Raw genomic sequence first — 17460 nt, 5'->3', positions numbered from 1 at the left:
TTAGCTTCGACAATGGTATAGTTGAGTTAAGAAAATACTTAGAAATTTGGCTAAGAAGGTGAGCAGATGGCAGTAAAAACGCGTTTGGCAAACGAGGCTGAAAAAGAGGCGGTCATAGCTTTTTTTAATAAAGGAATGGCACAAATCAATTATCCAATCGTAAGTTGGGTACCAAAAATCTACCCACTGGTAAGTGATATGACAGCCGCCTTGTCTAAAAAAGAACTTTATGTCGCAGAAATTGACGGTCAAATTGTTGGTAGTGTTATTTTAAATCATGAGCATGAAGTAGAATATTCCGAAATTGCTTGGGAAAATCAACACCTTTTGGATGAAGAGTTTTTAGTCATTCATACGCTATTGGCAGATGCTGATTTTAAAGGTCAAAATATTGGACGTAGTTTGTTAGCGTGTGCTAAAGAAGTTGCGCTAAAAAAAGGCTGTCAGGCCATTCGCCTCGATGTCTTTGCGGATAATTTACCGGCAAAAAGTCTCTATGAAAAATGCGGTTACTTATGGCGGGAGCGTAAAGAATTGCGTTCTTTTGATGACCAGGGCACAGATACGTGTGATTTGTACGAATTGCTACTCTAAAAAATTTACAGCAGACGTCTTTTGACAGGCGTCTTTTTTCTTGTTAAAATACAAACATACGTTCGGTTTGTCTTGTCAGAAAAGGTGGTGCCCAAAATGGATTTAACGAAAAAAATCGGCATTTTAGCGGATGCAGCCAAATATGATGTCTCTTGCTCCAGCAGTGGTGTGAGTGATACGAGTCGCAGTGGGACAATCGGCAGTACTGAAGCTGCTGGAATTTGTCATTCTTTTACCGCAGATGGACGCTGCGTGTCGTTGTTGAAAGTGTTGTTTAGCAATGCTTGTATTTTCGACTGCCATTATTGTGTCAATCGTCGTTCCAATCAGCGCCCGCGAGCTACGTTTAAACCAGCGGAATTGGCGAATTTAGTGCTTGATTTTTATCTGCGAAATTATATTGAAGGCTTGTTTCTAAGCTCGGCGATTGTAAAATCACCGGATTATACCTGTGAGTTGATGATTAAAACACTGGAAATTTTACGCTTTGAAAAAGGCTTTCGCGGTTATATTCACGTTAAAGCGATTCCTGGGGCGGATAGCCTTTTGATCGAGCGCTTGGGATATCTGGCTGATCGTATGAGTGTAAATGTAGAGCTGCCTTCAAAAGATAGCCTGCAGCTTTTGGCACCGGATAAAGATCCTTATGAATTATATAAGCCGATGAAACAAATTGCCCTAAAAAAAGAAGAGCAAAATTTACTGCCCGCACTTTACCGTCACAAGACGCCTTTTGTGCCAGCAGGACAATCTACCCAGATGATTATCGGGGCGAGCCCGGAAACAGATCGTGCAATAGTAAAAATTTCCGGTAATTTGTATCAAAAATATCAGCTAAAACGCGTTTATTATTCTGCTTATATCCCGATGAATGATGATTCACTCCTGCCAGCTGTAACGCAAAAGCCGCCTTTGTTGCGGGAGCATCGTCTGTATCAAGCCGACTGGCTCATGCGGTTTTACAATTTTACCCCCGATGAAATTTTGAAAAAAGAACAACCCAATTTCAATTTATATCTCGATCCCAAGGCCAACTGGGCAATTCAAAATTTGGATCGTTTTCCTGTTGATGTGCAAACCGCAGATCTAAATACGCTTTTGCGCATTCCTGGCGTAGGGCCAAAGAGCGCCCGCAATATATTACGCGCCCGCAAATATTATCGGCTTCATTTGAGCGATTTAAAAAAGTTAGGCGTGGTTGTAAAACGTGCCCAATACTTTGTCAGCTGCAACCACGAAAAATTTCCCGGCTTAGTCCAAGATCCCCAGTGGATTATTGAAGCCTTGATTTCAAAACGCCAATTTAAACAGCTGCAGGCTCTTAATACCCAAAGTTTTGGCGAGCAGATGAGCTTGTTTGATGTCGAACGTTTTGAGCGGCAAAAAGGCCAGCAGCACCAATTTGCGTTGCAATAAGACAATACACAATTTAAAGCATCAGAAAGAAGGGATTTGTGATGGTGTGGATGAAAGAAACGATCGACATTTTGGAATACGATGGGACATTGGCGGGTTTTTATACCGTCATTGACCTGTCATTTCGCCGCCATCAATTTCCGGCTGTCGTGTTAAATCCGGCTACAACGGAAAATAATTTATTTCCGCCGGAGTGGATTAAAACTGATGAAAAAAAAGCCGAAAAGATTGCCCGTCGCCTGCAAGAAGTTCTAACACCAAATAACTATGTATTTCTTCACGACGGCTTTAATACGAGTTTGGAAAACAAGGAGACCTACTTGCTTCACGCGTTACATATTGGCCTTGATACCAAAGATAATTTGCAGAACTTTATTGGTAAACCGGAAATTTTAGCACTAGATACAGCAGTCCGTGCTTTGTATGGTGAGGCTCACCAGTACAAAGGTTTTGTTCGATTTGAATATGTGGAGGACGTTTTGTTTGCTAAAATTACGCCCAAACACTACTGTCTGCCGTATATTTGCCCACACTTTGCAAAGCGTTACGTCAATGAAAAGGTCATGATTTACGATGAAACCCATCAATTATTAGCCTGTCTGGAAAATGGCAGCTATCGTTTATTAGAAAATATCACGCTGCCAAAAGATAAGTTTTTACAAGGCAATGATATCGTAGGGGAGCAGTGGCGCGCCTTTTTAGCCGCTGTGACGATTAAAGAGCGCATTAACCCTAGCGCCCAACGCAATCATTTACCATTGCGTTTCCGCTCTGAAATGACAGAATTTCAATAAACTTTTTTTGAGAGCTCAGTGGAAAAATTACGAAAAAAGCAGTCAGACCCCAGTAGGGCCTAGTGGAAAACTTGTTGAAAAGCAAAGAGGAAAAAAACAATCAAAAAACGCTGTAAAAACCAAGTAAAACTAGTAGAAAAACCTCCTGAAAAAGCTAAAAAGCAAAAAAGCAGGCGACCCATCTTTTAAGTTGAAGATCCAAATAAATTTTGGGTCTTTCACTTAAGCGACAAGGAAGTGGTGCGCTGCTTTTTTTGTTTTTCTATTTTAAGGGAAAAAATGAAGTTTTCAAGAATTAGAGCGACAATAAGGCAAAAATTTGAGAAATTAGAAAAAAATTTATCAAGCTTCTGCCTTATAACTAGCGAGTTGACCAAGTTTGCTCAGCTTTTCTTATTGTCTAGCTTCACAAACTAGCTCTCCAAGAAATAAGACGAAATTTCTAAAAATTTGAGGAACAATTTTAAGAAATCCCGCGCTTATTTTTTGAGAGCTGAGGGCGGTTTGTTCCGCTTTTCTTATTTCATTTTTAATTTTTGCTGGTTAAAGGTGATGCTTTTGATTTCTTTGTTATCTTTTAGACCGAATTCGTAACGAAAATTTTCGGCTTTTTTGTGATTGAGCTGATCGTCATATTCAACGGTGGTTGCAAATTTTGTGCCATCTTCATAGTTTAATGTAATCGTCGTACCGCTTAAATTGCCGGTGTAGTTAAAATCAAGGGCGATAGGTGAAAGCTGGATGTTATCTAATTTCAACTCTCCTTGTTGCGTTGTGAGCGTTTGAGAGGAGATTTTGGTTAACGGAAGTTCTTTGGCTTTTTTCAGTTGAATGGCCCAATCTCCCTCTTGGTAAGTTTCCCACCGCCAACCTGTTAAAACAAGTTTTGCCTGAGTTAAATCGGCTTTTTTAACTGGGAAAATGTACTCTTGATAATCTGCGCGACCAGTTTTGTTGTTATGGGTGCCATAATCGACGCTAAAATCAGCGAAAGAATCAATTTTTTTATCATTTATTACTAACTGCGGGAAAACTGCCGCCATTTTGGGTGTATTGGGTATTTTTAATTGCAGATGGAGTAAATCGTCTTTGTAGGCAATATTTGAAATTGTAAACTGGTTATCTAATTTTTCGTTTACTTGTGAAGGTTTAAGGCCAGTTTTCACCAGTTCATTCCAAGATACACCATAATTTTTGGCAACTTCTTCATTTAGACCGCCTCCTTGCGCTTGTTGTTTCGTTAAATCAATCCAGCTCTTTTTGGTTTGTAGTAAGTTTTGCCAATTTGGGTGATAGGTTGTCGCAAAGTCTTTTTTTCCACTGGTAAAGGCCGTTAATTGAAAACCTGAATTTGGCGTATCATCAGCGCCGATTGCACTGGTTACTAAAGTCGCCGTTTTAGTACTGGCATCATAATGGGTCATTTGGGTATTCCCGCCGCCAAACATTTGCCAACGATCAATCATGGTGCTTTCGTCCAAGCGTTCGCCGGTTAAATCGGTTAGTTGGCTGACAAGATATTGATTACTTCCGTCTTTAAAAGAAGCGACGGCTTTTAGTTCCAATCCTTGATCGGTAACGTTTTGACTTAACTTATCAGAATTTAATAAAAGGAGTTCTGTTTGATTGCCAAAGCGTTTTTTGTAAGCCACCGATAAATCATCTCGGAAAGTAAAGCCGACTAATATTAAAGCTAAAGCAGCTGTGGCACCGCTGATTAGCCAGCGGCGTCGTCGCTGGTTTCTTTTTTTAACCAAAGCTTTTTTTGTAGCAAATTTTTGGTGGATGTTATTTTTATTTTCTTTATCAAAGGGCTGTTCGTTATAATGTAACAACTCATCTAACTGGGTATCGTCTAAGTATTCTAAAGGATGTTTTTTCATGTATTTTCCACCTCTCTGAAAAAGGAATTGCGTTCTACCAAACTGCGTAATTTTTTTCGTCCCCGATACAACCGGTTGTCGACTTCTTTTGCTGGAAGTCCGGACTTCTTGGTGATTTCTTGGGGCGTTAGTTCGTAGAAAATTCGCCAAAGTAAAATTTGCCGCGTTGGCTCATCAAAAGTCATAATAAGACTGTAAATTTCCTGCCAAGCCGCTTTTTCTTCCAACTCACTGCTAACTAACTCATCTGTGTTTTCCTCAATGTTCGCTAGTGTTTCGTGTTGACGCCGGCGTGCTTGTTGTAATTTGTTTTTTGTCATACTTTCAGTCATGATGCATAAATAAGTTTTTAGACTCCCTTTTTTTTCATCAAATTTTTCCGGCTGTTCCCACAAGCGTAAGAAGACATCGCTGACTACTTCTTCTAAATCCATGCCGTTTGCCGCGCCGCTGCGACTAGCCACTGCCCATAATAATTTACTGTAGGCGGTAATTAATGTGTTAAAGGCCGCTTCATCGCGCTTTTTCACCCTGCGATAAAAGAGGGTGTTTTCAATTTCTTCCATTACTTCACCACCTCGTTAAGATACGTTGCAAATTAAAACTATTTTGTTTGCTTTTGGTATTTCCTGACTTCACTTATACTACAAACCCAAAAGATTAAATTCCTCACTTTTTTTTTAAAATATGTAGTTTTTTGTTTTGAAAAAGTTGCTGGTGCTTTACGTTTAAATTTGAAAAACAAATTATCAAAATTTTGTCGTATTACGCGCACTCGCGGTACCTTGAGTTCATTTTATTGTTCAATATAAAAAATACCTGGATTAAGAAGTTTGCCGCAAAGCTCACAGTTGCAAGAATGGGGCGATTACTTTTGGTGCTGAAAGCAAGCGACCAAAAGTTTTCTTCTATAATACAGGTATTTTAGCTTTTTATATGATAAAAATTGTCAGGACTATGTTAAATATTGACGCCCGTAGTTTAATCGGCAGCTTTTTCTTTTTGCAGTTGTATTTTGGCGGCTTTGATTTGTTTGTCTACTTGATCAAAACCGGTCCCACCATAAGAGTGGCGGTTTTTAACGGCGTTATAAGAAGATAATTTTTCATAAATGTCCGATTCAATGACAGGTGCGATTTGCTGGTATTCTTCCAGCGGCACATCTTGGAGGAAAATCCCCCGTTGAATGCAGGCTAGGACTAACTTGCCGACAATTTCGTGGGCTTCGCGGAATGGCACGCCGTGGTTGGCTAAGTAATCGGCTAGTTCTGTTGCATTGGAAAAATCCGATTCAGTGGCTTGCGCCATATTTTCTTTGTTAACTTTCATGGTATCAATCATGCCTGCCATAATATCCAGGCTAGTTAAAATTGTTTCCGCTGTATCAAACATGCCTTCTTTATCTTCTTGAAAATCCTTATTGTAGGCAAGGGGCAAGCCTTTCATAACGGTCAAAAGACCAAATAAGTTGCCGTAAACGCGACCAGTTTTACCGCGAATCAACTCGGCCATATCGGGATTTTTCTTTTGAGGCATAATTGAGCTGCCGGTAGAAAAGCTGTCGGTTAATTCCACAAACTTAAATTCATGGGAGCACCACAAAATCAACTCTTCGCAAAAGCGGGAGAGATGCATCATCATAATGGCGCTGTTGCTTAAAAATTCCAAAATGAAATCACGATCACTAACAGCATCCAAACTGTTGGCATAAATATTGCCAAAATCTAGTTCATTAGCCGTAAAAAAGCGGTCGACTGGAAAGGTCGTACCCGCAAGTGCGGCACTACCTAGTGGCATGCTATCAATTCGCTGTAAGTTTTCAATAAAACGCGTTTGATCGCGGGTCAACATTTCATAATAAGCCAGCAGGTGATGGGCAAAAGAAATAGGTTGTGCATGTTGCAAATGCGTGTAGCCAGGCATGACGGTGTGGACATTTTCTGCTGCTTTTCCCACTAAAACATTGCGAAAATGCTGAATTTTTGGCAGCAATTGTTTGACGATATCTTTTAAATATAAATGCATATCTGTCGCCACTTGGTCGTTACGACTGCGGGCAGTGTGGAGCTTGCCGGCAACCGGCCCGATTTCTGCGGCCAAATAAGATTCCAAGTTCATGTGGATATCTTCGTTTCCAATGGTAAATTCTAATTGTCCGGCTGCTAGTTTTTCTTGCAGTTTTTCTAACCCCCGCTGGATTTCAGCGGATTCTTCAGCGCTAATGATTTCTGTTTTGGCCAACATTTTAACATGGGCCAAACTGCCCTTGATGTCTTGTGTTGCCATTTTTTGATCAAATAAAATCGATGCGCCAAACGCGTCAATCCATGCTTCGTTTTGACCGTCAAAACGGCCACCCCATAATTTTGCCACTTTCTCCACCTCATTTGTCAGTTAAAAAAGCTGCGACATAAGTTGTAAGAAAACTCTGGGATAAATCCAACCGGAAATAACTACAGTCCGCTGGATTTGTAACGAATCTTGGGGCTATGAATTAATATAATCACAGCGCTTATTTACGGATAAACGGGGATCCAGCAGTAGCTTCTCTAAGCTGAACACGTCTATTCCAATCTCGATTTGTTAAATTTTAGAGTTTGTATCGTTACCTAACTTATGGCACAGCCATTTGTCTTAAAGTTGATTGTCGGTAAAATAAATATCCTGTTTGTCTTTATTTTACCAAATTTTCTGCTTGCATTTGTGTTTGAACCTCAGCGTGAACTTTGCTTGGCAGGCCCCACAATTTAATGAAGCCAACCGCTGCGTCTTGATCAAAGGTATCAGCAGATGTGTAAGTCGCCAAGTTTTCAGAGTATAAACTATTTTCAGATTTACGTCCTTCCACAATCACGTTGCCTTTTAGTAATTTAACGCGGACGATACCGTTGACATATTTTTGCGTTTCTTTTAGAAAAGCAATTAAAGCGTCAGTTAGTGGATTGAACCATAATGCGTTATAAATAATGTTACTTAATTGCTGTTCAATCATCGGTTTGAAATGGGCCACTTCACGGACAAAAGTTAAGTCTTCCAATTCTTTATGTGCCTTCATTAAAGTCATTGCGCCGGGACATTCGTAGACTTCGCGGGATTTAATGCCAACCAGACGATTTTCCACGTGGTCGATTCGTCCCACGCCATGTTTGCCGGCAATTAAATTTAATTCCATAATAATGTCAGCAAAATTGTAGGTTTCGCCATTTAATGCTACCGGAACGCCTTGATCAAAGGTAATTTCCACGATATCAGCTGTATCAGGTGTATCTTCAATGGCAGTGGTAATTTCGTAAGCTCCTTCAGGCGGTGTTGCCCAAGGATCTTCAAGGATGCCGCACTCACACGCACGTCCCCAAATATTTTGATCAATCGAATAAGGATTATCTAAATTCGCTGGAATTGGTACACCTTTTTTGGCGGCGTAAGCAATTTCTTCTTCACGAGACCATTTCCACTCACGGACAGGTGCAATCACTTTTAATTCTGGCGCTAAAGAATTGATTGCAACTTCAAAACGCACTTGGTCATTTCCTTTACCAGTACAACCATGTGCAACCGTTGTAGCGCCAGTTGATCGGGCTAGTTCAACTAATTTTTTCGCAATTAACGGTCGGGATAGTGCAGATACTAAAGGATAAGACTGTTCGTAAAAAGTGTGGCCTTGCAATGCAATTAAGGCATACTCTTCGGCGAACTCGTCTTTAGCATCGATGGCATAAGAGGCGATTGCCCCCACTTGCAACGCTTTTTCCTTAATAAACGCCGTATCTTTTCCTTCCCCAATATCTAAACAACACGCGATGACGTCATACCCTTCATCGGTCAACCACTTAATGGATACGGAGGTATCAAGTCCTCCTGAATATGCTAATACAACCTTCTCTTTCATAATAAATACGCCCTTTCTGTTGTGCTTTTTTCAGTGTGAGTAAAAATGTGTTGACGCTATCGTATCAAATTGAAAATTAAAAAGCAAGCAAAAATATAAATATTTATACAAAATATTTTTAAAAAAGCATAAATTATACAAAAATAGCTGCTTTATAAAGTTTAGGTTGTATAAAAGAACAAAATCGCTTGAAGAAATCTAAAAATTATTTTCTGAAAAATGATGGAATAAAATGTAACAAGGACTCTTTGTTGAAAAAGTCTTTTTCTAAAAAATTTGATTATTATAGTAGGGAAATAATGGCAGGAAAAAATAAAGTTTAAAAATGCTGGGAAAAGCCGCGACTTTTGATTGACTTTGCGCAGTTTTACCGTTATTATGTTAAATGGTATTGTTTACCCCACAAAGAGCCCCGGAAACTCAAGTGATTGTAAACATTCGAAATTGAAATTGGAGGAAAAAATCTTGCGTACAACATATATGGCCAAACCAGGCGAAGTAGAACGTAAATGGTATGTAGTAGACGCTACTGATGTTCCAATGGGACGCCTTTCAGCAGTCGTTGCTTCAATCTTACGCGGTAAAAACAAACCAACTTTCACCCCCCATGTGGATACAGGTGATTTTGTAATCGTCATTAACGCTGACAAAGTGAAATTAACAGGTAAAAAAGCATCTGATAAAATTTACTACCGTCACTCAAATCATCCTGGCGGCTTGAAACAAGTTTCAGCTGGTGAATTGCGTGCTAAAAATTCTCGTCGTTTGATCGAAACTTCTGTAAAAGGTATGCTTCCTAAAAACACTTTGGGTCGCGCACAAGGCATGAAGCTACACGTTTACGGTGGCGCTGAACATCCACATGCAGCTCAACAACCAGAAGTATTAGACATCACAAACTTAATTTAATAGGAGGGAATTTCATTGGCACAAGCTCAATATATCGGCACAGGCCGTCGTAAAAATGCAGTAGCTCGCGTACGTTTGGTACCAGGTACTGGTAAAATTACTATCAATAAAAAAGACGTTGAAGAATATATCCCACATGCTGACCTACGTTTAGTTATCAACCAACCATTTGGCGTAACTGAAACAACTGGCGCTTACGATGTAATCGTAAACGTAAACGGTGGGGGCTATGCTGGACAATCTGGCGCAATCCGCCACGGTATTTCTCGTGCATTATTAGAAGTTGATCCTGACTTCCGTCTTGCATTAAAACGCGCTGGTCTATTAACACGTGACGCTCGTATGGTTGAACGTAAAAAACCAGGTCTTAAGAAAGCCCGTAAAGCTTCTCAATTCTCTAAACGTTAATCGTTGTTATACCAACGATTTCAAGCACTTTCCATTCAGTTGGAAGGTGCTTTTTTTATTTTGGTTACGAGTTTGGTTACGACTATTTTTTTCAACTTGTTTTTTGCCGGTAATCCTCCAAGTGCTTGACGGTTTCTTTCTGAACTTCTGGATTTACATGCCCGTAAACATTTCGTGTAATCTCTGACGTTTCCGCATGACCGACTAGAGATTTTACGATTAAATCATCCACACCATTGTTTAAAAGGTCACTGACAAAAGTATGTCGTAAGCCGTGGGGTGTTATTTTTGGAAGGTCAAATTTCTTTGAAAGGGCATCAAGTTTATTGTTAAGGTAGTCTGGATGCAAAGGTTGATTCAGTTCTCCCTTTTGAGTCGTATAGGTGAAGATAAATTGATCATCGGTTGGAAAAATATTGACTTGTTGAAGTTCATTAAATTGAACCTTTTTCCATTTTGCCAATAGATTAATAACGGAATCTGCTACTGGAATCGTTCGAAATCGATAGGAGTTTTTCATCCCTTTTACACGTTCGTATTTTCCGGTAGCTTTATTTTTCACCAATTTATGCATAAGGGAAATCGTCTTGTTTTTGAAATCAATATCTGACCAGACCAAGGGATAAATTTCTCCTTTGGCTGCCCCTAATTGATAAATCAAAGAAAGTAACGTATAGTCTCGCACCCCATATTCTTGCTTCATCAAAGTTAACACTTGTTGGATGAGTTCCTTAGAATAGTACTTTTGCTGACGTTTTTTTTCCTTTTTGTTCTTTAGGTCTGCATTTACAGGCATCTCCAACAAATCATAGGGATTCTTTTGGATATAACCTTTCACTAGGGCATAGCGTAATACTTGTTTGGTGTAGGAGACACAGTGTTTATAGTTAGCATAAGGTTTAATGCCTTTTTCCTCATTGCCAAATGCCCACAAAATTTGGGTATCTTCTAATAGGTCATAGGTAATCTTATTAATCGGAACATCCCCTAAGTAAGGAAGAATTCTCTTCTCAAAGCAAGTCTTAGTTCGATCCAAAGTAGACTGCTCATGATGTTGTGTAACGGTGTATTTCTTATCCCACCACATTTGGTAAACCTCTTTGAATGTATAAGAACCTTTCTTCTTTTTCACTTCTCCTTTCAATTTTTTTAGTTTTGCTTCTGTTTCTAAAATCTCTGCTTCATGTTTGCTGTCCGCATAAGCCACATATCGAGAAGCATCCGCCCCCATATAAACATTGACTTTATACGAGCCATTTTCCATTAGACTAATTGCCATTTCTATCTTCCTTTCAAAAATGGCATATCAGTATCACTACACACTCATCATACAGCGCCTTGCTGTGCTTTGGAATACTCCCTTAGCCATTTATCTATCTCTTCTCGCTGGAATCGTACAACACCCCAAAGATGTATCATGGGAAGTCCTGCATCAATCCATTTATCAAGCGTGTTGTTGGCGATACCTAAATACTCACAAGTCTCTTTTTTTGATAAATAGCGATTCTCTAAATGTACGGCTATTCGTGCGTTTCTCACTTCATCTACCATTAAGGTATACATATATTCTCTTAAACTCGTCTCTTGATCAGGCGAAAGTGTAATTTCAACTGCCATTGATTGATCTACCTCCGATCTAGAAGTGAAAAGAAGAAAGGTGCTATTCAGTTCTCAAAGGGCATTTCAAAAGTACTTATAAAAGTACTTTTGTTTATCGTACACCCAATTCGATAGAATGTCAATAAAATAAAGTTCGAAAATAAGTACTTTTGTATTTCGATTATTAAGAAAGTTTGATATGATTAAACTAGAAAAATATCGGAGTGATGAGGACTATGAAAGTTGATCAACAAAGAGTAGCAAAAAAAATCCGTGAAATAAGGACGGATTTAGGCTACAGTATGGCTCAGTTTGGTGAGCTAATCAGTAATTCTCCCAAAACCACAGTTAATAATTGGGAGCGAGGAATTAATCTGCCCAAAGAAGATAAACTAAAAAAAATCGCCTTATTGGGTAAGACGACGGTAGAAGAGCTGTTGTATGGGACGCCAGAGGAAGTACTAACAAATTTATTGAAGGACCATTTTCAGTTACAAGTGAATCCAGCATTTCTACAACAAATGTTGGTATTCTTGAAACAGCAAAAAGTGGATGTCTATGATGAAATGACGATTATGGAGTTTCTGCAAGGAATTATGGATTCCGGTATGTTAGTGGAGAGAAATGATCCGTATCTAACGTATTCCAAAGTTGAAGGAACAGATTCTCTTTATACGGCGGCCGCGGCTAATGACCCATTGGATCCATCACCACGTTATTATGCCTATGTAGACGTTAAGAACAACCGAGTTCATTTGTTGCCTTATACATTTGCGAAGCGACAAAAATATCTATACCATAATTTTCCGGATTTAAGGAATCAAATTGAAATTGATTATTTTACACGAGCTTTTCCAATGCTAGGTGTAGACTTAACTAAGTCTAGAATTATTTACTATGGCTTTGAACGTGCGCAGGAAAAATTGAATATTGTTGAGTATAGTTATAACAGCCAGTCAAAACGATTTGAAGTTAAGAACGAAGATACTACGAATTTTATATACAAGGCTTTTAAATCTGAGGCAAGTAGAATGCAAATTTATTTTTTAAAATTGAAATAGTGCGGTTGATACGTATAATTACTTGATAAATACCATCTATTACTTTTTGAGTGATAGGTAGTATTTACATTTTTGCAGTAAAGGTTTCAAAGTAAAGTAAGAAATAAAAAGACAGAAGCGATTGACAATATATAGATGTTCATCTATATTATTCATAGACATCCATCTATGTAAAGGAGTAGAAGATATGAATTATGATGAAATATCGATAATGCTTAAGGCTCTTGCTGATCCAAAACGTTTAAAAATCATTGATATATTGTCTTGCGGTAGTTTGTGTGCCTGCGATATCTTAGATCACTTTGACTTCACTCAGCCAACTCTTTCACATCATATGAAAGTATTAGAAAAGGCTGGGATTGTCACAGTGACTAAGGATAAAATATGGCATCATTATCAATTAACGGAAAGCTTCGCCGATCAATTTATGGGTTCAATGATGCAATTGTTTTCTGATAAAGATGATTGCATTTGTAATAAACTAAATTGTAATTGTAAAGGGGAAAAAAATGATGAAAAAATTGGAGCTATTTGAACCAGCAATGTGTTGTTCAACAGGAGTCTGCGGTCCATCAGTTGATGAAGAATTACTAATGGTAACCTCAGTATTTGAAAATTTCGAAGGACTGGATTCAATTGACGCTTCTCGTCACAATTTAACCAGTGATCCAGATGCTTTTGTCAAAAATCCAACAATCTTGAAGTTGCTTCAAGAAAATGGTAATGATATTTTGCCGATAACCTTATTAGATGGAAAAATTGTCAAAGAAGGTTCTTATCCAACCTTAGAGGAATTCGGAAAGTATGGAGAGGTTCGCTTTGTAGTTCAATCAGCTAGTTCTGGTAGCTGCTGTGGAGGGAATAATGGGAGCGAAGGCTGTTGTTAATAGACCTCTTTAAAAGGGAAAGGGAGGAGATACAATGCTTCAATATATACCAAAAAAGATAGAATTAACTAAATATCTGTTTTTCACAGGTAAAGGTGGGGTTGGGAAAACGACTACGGCTTGTGCCACGGCGACATCTTTAGCGGAAGACGGCAACCAGGTTATGCTAGTCAGCACAGACCCGGCTTCAAACCTGCAAGATGTTTTCCAAACAAAATTAACAAATAAACCGACTACGGTTGACGGAATTAGCCATTTGAAAGTTGCAAATTTTGATCCAATCACAGCGGCAGAAGAATACAAAGAGAGTATTGTCGGTCCTTATCGGGGAATCTTACCAGATAGTGCACTAGTTAATATGGAAGAACAATTATCAGGCTCTTGTACAGTAGAGATTGCTGCTTTTAACGAGTTTGCGAACTTTTTAACTGATAAAGAAGTTGCAGAGCAATTTGATTATGTAATTTTTGACACCGCCCCCACTGGGCATACGCTAAGAATGCTACAATTACCTTCTGCTTGGAATAATTATCTGGATGAAAATACAACTGGAGTTTCTTGCTTGGGACAATTATCCGGATTGGGTGATAAAAAAGAGATATATGAAAAAGCAGTGGAGACACTTACAGATGCAACCCAAACATCTTTAATTTTAGTGACCAGACCGCAAAAAGCACCACTAATTGAAGCTGAACGTGCTTCCGAGGAACTATTGAAATTAGGGATTAAGAATCAATTACTAGTGGTTAACGGATTATTGAATAATCCTGATGATGTGATTTCTCAGGTAATCTACGGTGAACAACAAAGTGATCTAGAAGAAATGCCAAAGCCTTTGAGCAAATTAGAAAAGTACTATATTCCACTTCGCCCATATAACGTTGCAGGAATAGATAAGCTTCAAATTTTATTGAGTAATCAACAGCCAGCTGTTCACCAACATGAACAGGAACCGATTGAGTTTCCAACGTTAGATTTTATTGTGAGTGAGTTTATTCGAACGAATAAAAAGATTATTTTTACGATGGGAAAAGGTGGCGTTGGCAAGACAACTGTTGCTATTCAAATCGCAGAAAAATTGGCACAATCAGGTAAAAAAGTTCGTTTAGCGACAACGGATCCTGCCGATCATCTAAATCTTTTTATTTCGAATGAGTTGCCAATTTCAATCAGCCATATCGATGAAGAACAGGAACTAGAATCTTACAAAAAAGAGGTTCTTTCAAAAGCTCGTCTGACGATGAATGCGGATGATGTCGCTTATGTCGAAGAAGACCTTCGTTCACCTTGCACGCAAGAAATTGCAGTATTTAGAGCATTTGCGGAAATTGTAGATAAGTCAGAAAATGAAATTGTGGTAATAGATACCGCTCCAACAGGACACACATTGCTTCTTTTGGATTCCACGCAAAGCTATGCCAAAGAAGTTGAAAGAAGTTCTGGCGAAGTGCCATTGTCGATTCAAAAGCTATTACCAAGATTACAAAATAGCAATGAAACGGAAGTATTGATGGTTACTCTGCCTGAAACAACGCCAGTGTACGAATCGATGCGTTTAGATGAAGATTTGAATCGTGCAAAGATTGCTCATACTTGGTGGCTAGTCAATCAAAGTATGTATGCTACCGATACGTCCAATGAAGTATTAAAGGCGCGCGCTACAAATGAAATTGAGTGGATCAATAAAGTAAAAGATCTTTCAGATGGGCATTTTGCGGTAACAGAGTGGGTTCCTAACTTTGACGCAAAATTAGTTCATTAATTTTTTGACCTATATATAGATAACAATCTATATATAGGTTCATCTATTCGTTTGAGGAAAATAAATTTTTTATTCTGCTGGAGATGGAAAAATGAATCAAGTAATTAAGAAATTGTCTTTACTAGATCGATATTTGACATTATGGATTTTTATTGCAATGGCAATTGGTATAGGAATGGGGTATTTTTTTCCCAATATTCCTAAAGTAATAAATCATTTAGAAGTTGGGACGACTTCGATTCCAATTGCAATAGGTTTAATTTTGATGATGTACCCACCACTTACAAAAGTAAAATATGAAGAAATGTGGCGTGTTTTTAAGGATTGGAAGGTACTCTTACTTTCACTAGTTCAAAATTGGATTGTCGGTCCAATTATTATGTTTGTTTTAGCAGTAGTCTTTTTGCACAACTATCCAAGTTATATGGTTGGGTTAATTATGATTGGGCTTGCTCGATGTATTGCTATGGTAATCGTCTGGAGTGAGCTTGCCCAAGGAGACAACGAGTATACAGCTGGATTAGTAGCATTTAATTCTATTTTTCAAATTGTATTTTACTCATTATTTGCATATATCTTTGTCACAGTATTACCGAACTGGCTTGGTTTAGAGACACATACGATTAATATTACAATGGGAGAAATTGCCAAAAGCGTTTTTATTTATCTGGGAATCCCATTTATTGCAGGTTTTAGTTCAAGATTTATTTTGATCAAAATGAAAGGGAAAAAATGGTTTGAAACTAAGTTTATCCCTAAAATAAGCCCAATAACTTTGGTTGCATTACTATTTACAATTATCGTAATGTTTTCCGTAAAGGGTGAAAAAGTGATTGAGTTGCCATTAGATGTAGTTCGAATTGCTATCCCACTACTATTCTATTTTGTAATTATGTTTTTTGTATCATTTTTACTCTCAAAAAAAATGGGCACAAGTTATCCAATCGCGGCGTCGTTATCTTTTACGGCTGCAAGTAATAATTTTGAACTAGCGATAGCCGTAGCAGTAGGTGTATTTGGGATCAATTCGGGTGAAGCATTTGCGGCGGTTATTGGCCCCTTGGTCGAAGTTCCAGTTTTAATTGCTTTAGTGAATGTTGCTTTAAAATTTAAACAAAAATATTTTTCGAAAGAAGGCGCAAGCCATTAGGAGGAAATAAATGAGTTCAGAGAATGAAAAACAAGGATTAGGTATTTTTGAAAAATATCTGACGTTATGGGTAATTGTGTGTATGGTTATTGGGGTGCTAATTGGAAAATTTTTGCCGAGCGTTCCTGACACCTTAAGTAAGTTTGAATATTATCAGGTATCAATACCTACAGCAATTTTGATATGGTTAATGATTTATCCAATGATGTTGAAGATTGATTTCACTAGTATTGTTAGTGCAGCCAAAAAGCCTAAAGGATTAGTTGTTACCTGCGTGACAAACTGGTTAATCAAACCTTTTACAATGTATGCTATATCCGCTTTTTTCTTCTATGTGATTTTTAAGAATCTTATACCTATAGAATTAGCAAAAGAGTACGTTGCTGGTGCTGTTATATTAGGTGCTGCACCTTGTACAGCTATGGTATTTGTATGGAGTTATCTAACGAAAGGTGACGCAGCATACACTCTGGTACAAGTAGCGATCAATGATTTAATTATTTTGATTCTATTCGCACCCATTGTAGCGTTTCTACTTGGTGTGGACAATGTTGTTGTTCCAATGGGAACATTGCTATTATCTACAGTTCTTTTTGTAGTAGTGCCACTACTTCTAGGTTTCGTTACTAGAGTAATGATAATAAAAAATAAAGGTAAGTACTATTTCGAAGATGTCTTTTTAAAGAAATTTGACTCTGTTACAATCATTGGATTATTGCTAACGTTGATTATTATTTTTTCTTTTCAAGGTGAAAAAATATTAGCCAATCCAATTCATATTTTATTAATTGCAATTCCACTAACCATTCAAACGCTACTAATTTTTACTATTGCCTATGGGTGGTCAAGGTTTTGGAAGTTGCCTCATGAGATTGCCTCACCAGCTGGAATGATTGGTGCGAGCAATTTCTTTGAACTAGCGGTTGCTGTTGCGATTTCACTTTTCGGCCTACAGTCTGGCGCGACTTTAGCAACAGTTGTAGGAGTGTTAGTTGAGGTACCGATCATGTTGCTATTAGTAAAGATTTCCAACAATACTAAGTCATGGTTTGTTAAGTCAGGTGATACTAACCAAATTGAAAATCTATATGAGTAGTTGGGGTGCATA

At 38.2% G+C, this 17460-nt stretch carries 17 protein-coding genes; 11 read left to right on the top strand and 6 right to left on the bottom strand.

Translation table 11 applies throughout. From position 1 onward, the window contains the following. Positions 1-66: 66 nt before the first annotated feature. The 3 genes from K4422_RS11335 (at position 67) to K4422_RS11325 (ending at position 2804) form a co-directional block, all read left to right on the top strand. Positions 67-594 (top strand): GNAT family N-acetyltransferase, encoded by a 528-nt coding sequence (locus K4422_RS11335; protein WP_230711175.1) that lies wholly within the window; start codon positions 67-69, stop codon positions 592-594. Between the two features lie 96 nt (positions 595-690). Beyond that, positions 691-2010, top strand: a complete 1320-nt coding sequence (locus K4422_RS11330) for a putative DNA modification/repair radical SAM protein (RefSeq protein WP_230711174.1) — start codon at positions 691-693, stop codon at positions 2008-2010. Between the two features lie 41 nt (positions 2011-2051). After that, positions 2052-2804, top strand: coding sequence for a TIGR03915 family putative DNA repair protein (locus K4422_RS11325; RefSeq protein ID WP_230711173.1), 753 nt, complete (start codon positions 2052-2054; stop codon positions 2802-2804). Positions 2805-3322: 518 nt separating this feature from the next. On the opposite strand, the gene K4422_RS11320 is transcribed toward K4422_RS11325, so the two are convergent. From K4422_RS11320 to K4422_RS11305, 4 genes are all read right to left on the bottom strand, one after another. Next, positions 3323-4687: a hypothetical protein gene (locus K4422_RS11320; RefSeq protein ID WP_230711172.1), complete on the bottom strand. Its 1365-nt coding sequence runs from the start codon at positions 4685-4687 to the stop codon at positions 3323-3325. Continuing rightward, a complete protein-coding gene (locus K4422_RS11315) occupies positions 4684-5253 on the bottom strand; it encodes an RNA polymerase sigma factor (protein ID WP_230711171.1) in 570 nt (189 codons plus the stop codon). The genes K4422_RS11320 and K4422_RS11315 overlap by 4 nt, the downstream gene beginning before the upstream one ends. A gap of 415 nt (positions 5254-5668) precedes the next feature. Next, positions 5669-7060, bottom strand: coding sequence for an argininosuccinate lyase (gene argH / locus K4422_RS11310; protein WP_230711170.1), 1392 nt, complete (start codon positions 7058-7060; stop codon positions 5669-5671). A gap of 301 nt (positions 7061-7361) precedes the next feature. Then, on the bottom strand, positions 7362-8576 hold the full coding sequence (locus tag K4422_RS11305) for an argininosuccinate synthase (RefSeq protein ID WP_268991035.1): 1215 nt from the start codon (positions 8574-8576) through the stop codon (positions 7362-7364). A 462-nt stretch (positions 8577-9038) separates the two neighbouring features. Between K4422_RS11305 and rplM the strand changes: the two genes are divergently transcribed. Both rplM and rpsI read left to right on the top strand, forming a co-directional pair. Further along, positions 9039-9485 carry a 50S ribosomal protein L13 gene (rplM, locus tag K4422_RS11300; RefSeq protein ID WP_303754245.1) on the top strand — a complete coding sequence of 149 codons (447 nt, stop codon included), beginning with the start codon at positions 9039-9041 and terminating at the stop codon, positions 9483-9485. Positions 9486-9500: 15 nt separating this feature from the next. Next, the gene (gene rpsI, locus K4422_RS11295; RefSeq protein WP_206903211.1) at positions 9501-9893 is read left to right on the top strand and encodes a 30S ribosomal protein S9; all 393 of its coding nucleotides are present in this window, start codon (positions 9501-9503) and stop codon (positions 9891-9893) included. Positions 9894-9984: 91 nt separating this feature from the next. Here rpsI and K4422_RS11290 read toward each other — a convergent pair whose 3' ends face one another. Both K4422_RS11290 and K4422_RS11285 read right to left on the bottom strand, forming a co-directional pair. Then, positions 9985-11172, bottom strand: coding sequence for a tyrosine-type recombinase/integrase (locus K4422_RS11290; protein ID WP_029487383.1), 1188 nt, complete (start codon positions 11170-11172; stop codon positions 9985-9987). A 47-nt stretch (positions 11173-11219) separates the two neighbouring features. Beyond that, entirely contained in the window at positions 11220-11510 is a 291-nt protein-coding gene (locus K4422_RS11285; protein ID WP_003128904.1) for a helix-turn-helix domain-containing protein, read from the bottom strand. 209 nt (positions 11511-11719) lie between these two features. Between K4422_RS11285 and K4422_RS11280 the strand changes: the two genes are divergently transcribed. The 6 genes from K4422_RS11280 (at position 11720) to arsB (K4422_RS11255) (ending at position 17448) form a co-directional block, all read left to right on the top strand. Further along, positions 11720-12553 (top strand): helix-turn-helix domain-containing protein, encoded by an 834-nt coding sequence (locus tag K4422_RS11280; protein WP_230711169.1) that lies wholly within the window; start codon positions 11720-11722, stop codon positions 12551-12553. Between the two features lie 187 nt (positions 12554-12740). After that, on the top strand, positions 12741-13088 hold the full coding sequence (locus K4422_RS11275) for an ArsR/SmtB family transcription factor (RefSeq protein WP_016173357.1): 348 nt from the start codon (positions 12741-12743) through the stop codon (positions 13086-13088). Then, on the top strand, positions 13066-13440 hold the full coding sequence (gene arsD / locus K4422_RS11270; RefSeq protein WP_029487385.1) for an arsenite efflux transporter metallochaperone ArsD: 375 nt from the start codon (positions 13066-13068) through the stop codon (positions 13438-13440). Before K4422_RS11275 ends, arsD begins: the two co-directional genes overlap by 23 nt. A 34-nt stretch (positions 13441-13474) precedes the next feature. Beyond that, positions 13475-15202 (top strand): arsenical pump-driving ATPase, encoded by a 1728-nt coding sequence (gene arsA / locus K4422_RS11265; RefSeq protein ID WP_029487386.1) that lies wholly within the window; start codon positions 13475-13477, stop codon positions 15200-15202. 91 nt (positions 15203-15293) lie between these two features. Beyond that, positions 15294-16352, top strand: a complete 1059-nt coding sequence (arsB, locus tag K4422_RS11260; protein WP_230711168.1) for an ACR3 family arsenite efflux transporter — start codon at positions 15294-15296, stop codon at positions 16350-16352. Positions 16353-16362: 10 nt separating this feature from the next. Further along, positions 16363-17448, top strand: a complete 1086-nt coding sequence (gene arsB, locus K4422_RS11255; RefSeq protein WP_016173361.1) for an ACR3 family arsenite efflux transporter — start codon at positions 16363-16365, stop codon at positions 17446-17448. Positions 17449-17460 lie beyond the last annotated feature (12 nt).

The sequence above is a fragment of the Enterococcus sp. SMC-9 genome (assembly GCF_021011285.1).
Classification (GTDB): Bacteria; Bacillota; Bacilli; order Lactobacillales; family Enterococcaceae; genus Enterococcus_C; species Enterococcus_C montenegrensis.
Note: the sequence above shows the minus strand (reverse complement) of the source record. Positions and strands in the feature narration are given on the sequence as shown.

Bases quoted from the DNA above. Each gene is read 5' to 3' on its own strand.
- arsB (WP_016173361.1), top strand. From the start codon at position 16,363: ATGAGTTCAGAGAATGAAAAACAAGGATTAGGTATTTTTGAAAAATAT.
- K4422_RS11315 (WP_230711171.1), bottom strand. From the start codon at position 5,253: ATGGAAGAAATTGAAAACACCCTCTTTTATCGCAGGGTGAAAAAGCGC.
- K4422_RS11330 (WP_230711174.1), top strand. From the start codon at position 691: ATGGATTTAACGAAAAAAATCGGCATTTTAGCGGATGCAGCCAAATAT.
- K4422_RS11275 (WP_016173357.1), top strand. From the start codon at position 12,741: ATGAATTATGATGAAATATCGATAATGCTTAAGGCTCTTGCTGATCCA.
- K4422_RS11320 (WP_230711172.1), bottom strand. From the start codon at position 4,687: ATGAAAAAACATCCTTTAGAATACTTAGACGATACCCAGTTAGATGAG.
- K4422_RS11305 (WP_268991035.1), bottom strand. From the start codon at position 8,576: ATGAAAGAGAAGGTTGTATTAGCATATTCAGGAGGACTTGATACCTCC.
- K4422_RS11280 (WP_230711169.1), top strand. From the start codon at position 11,720: ATGAGGACTATGAAAGTTGATCAACAAAGAGTAGCAAAAAAAATCCGT.
- K4422_RS11325 (WP_230711173.1), top strand. From the start codon at position 2,052: ATGGTGTGGATGAAAGAAACGATCGACATTTTGGAATACGATGGGACA.
- K4422_RS11290 (WP_029487383.1), bottom strand. From the start codon at position 11,172: ATGGCAATTAGTCTAATGGAAAATGGCTCGTATAAAGTCAATGTTTAT.
- arsB (WP_230711168.1), top strand. From the start codon at position 15,294: ATGAATCAAGTAATTAAGAAATTGTCTTTACTAGATCGATATTTGACA.
- arsA (WP_029487386.1), top strand. From the start codon at position 13,475: ATGCTTCAATATATACCAAAAAAGATAGAATTAACTAAATATCTGTTT.
- arsD (WP_029487385.1), top strand. From the start codon at position 13,066: ATGAAAAAATTGGAGCTATTTGAACCAGCAATGTGTTGTTCAACAGGA.
- K4422_RS11335 (WP_230711175.1), top strand. From the start codon at position 67: ATGGCAGTAAAAACGCGTTTGGCAAACGAGGCTGAAAAAGAGGCGGTC.
- K4422_RS11285 (WP_003128904.1), bottom strand. From the start codon at position 11,510: ATGGCAGTTGAAATTACACTTTCGCCTGATCAAGAGACGAGTTTAAGA.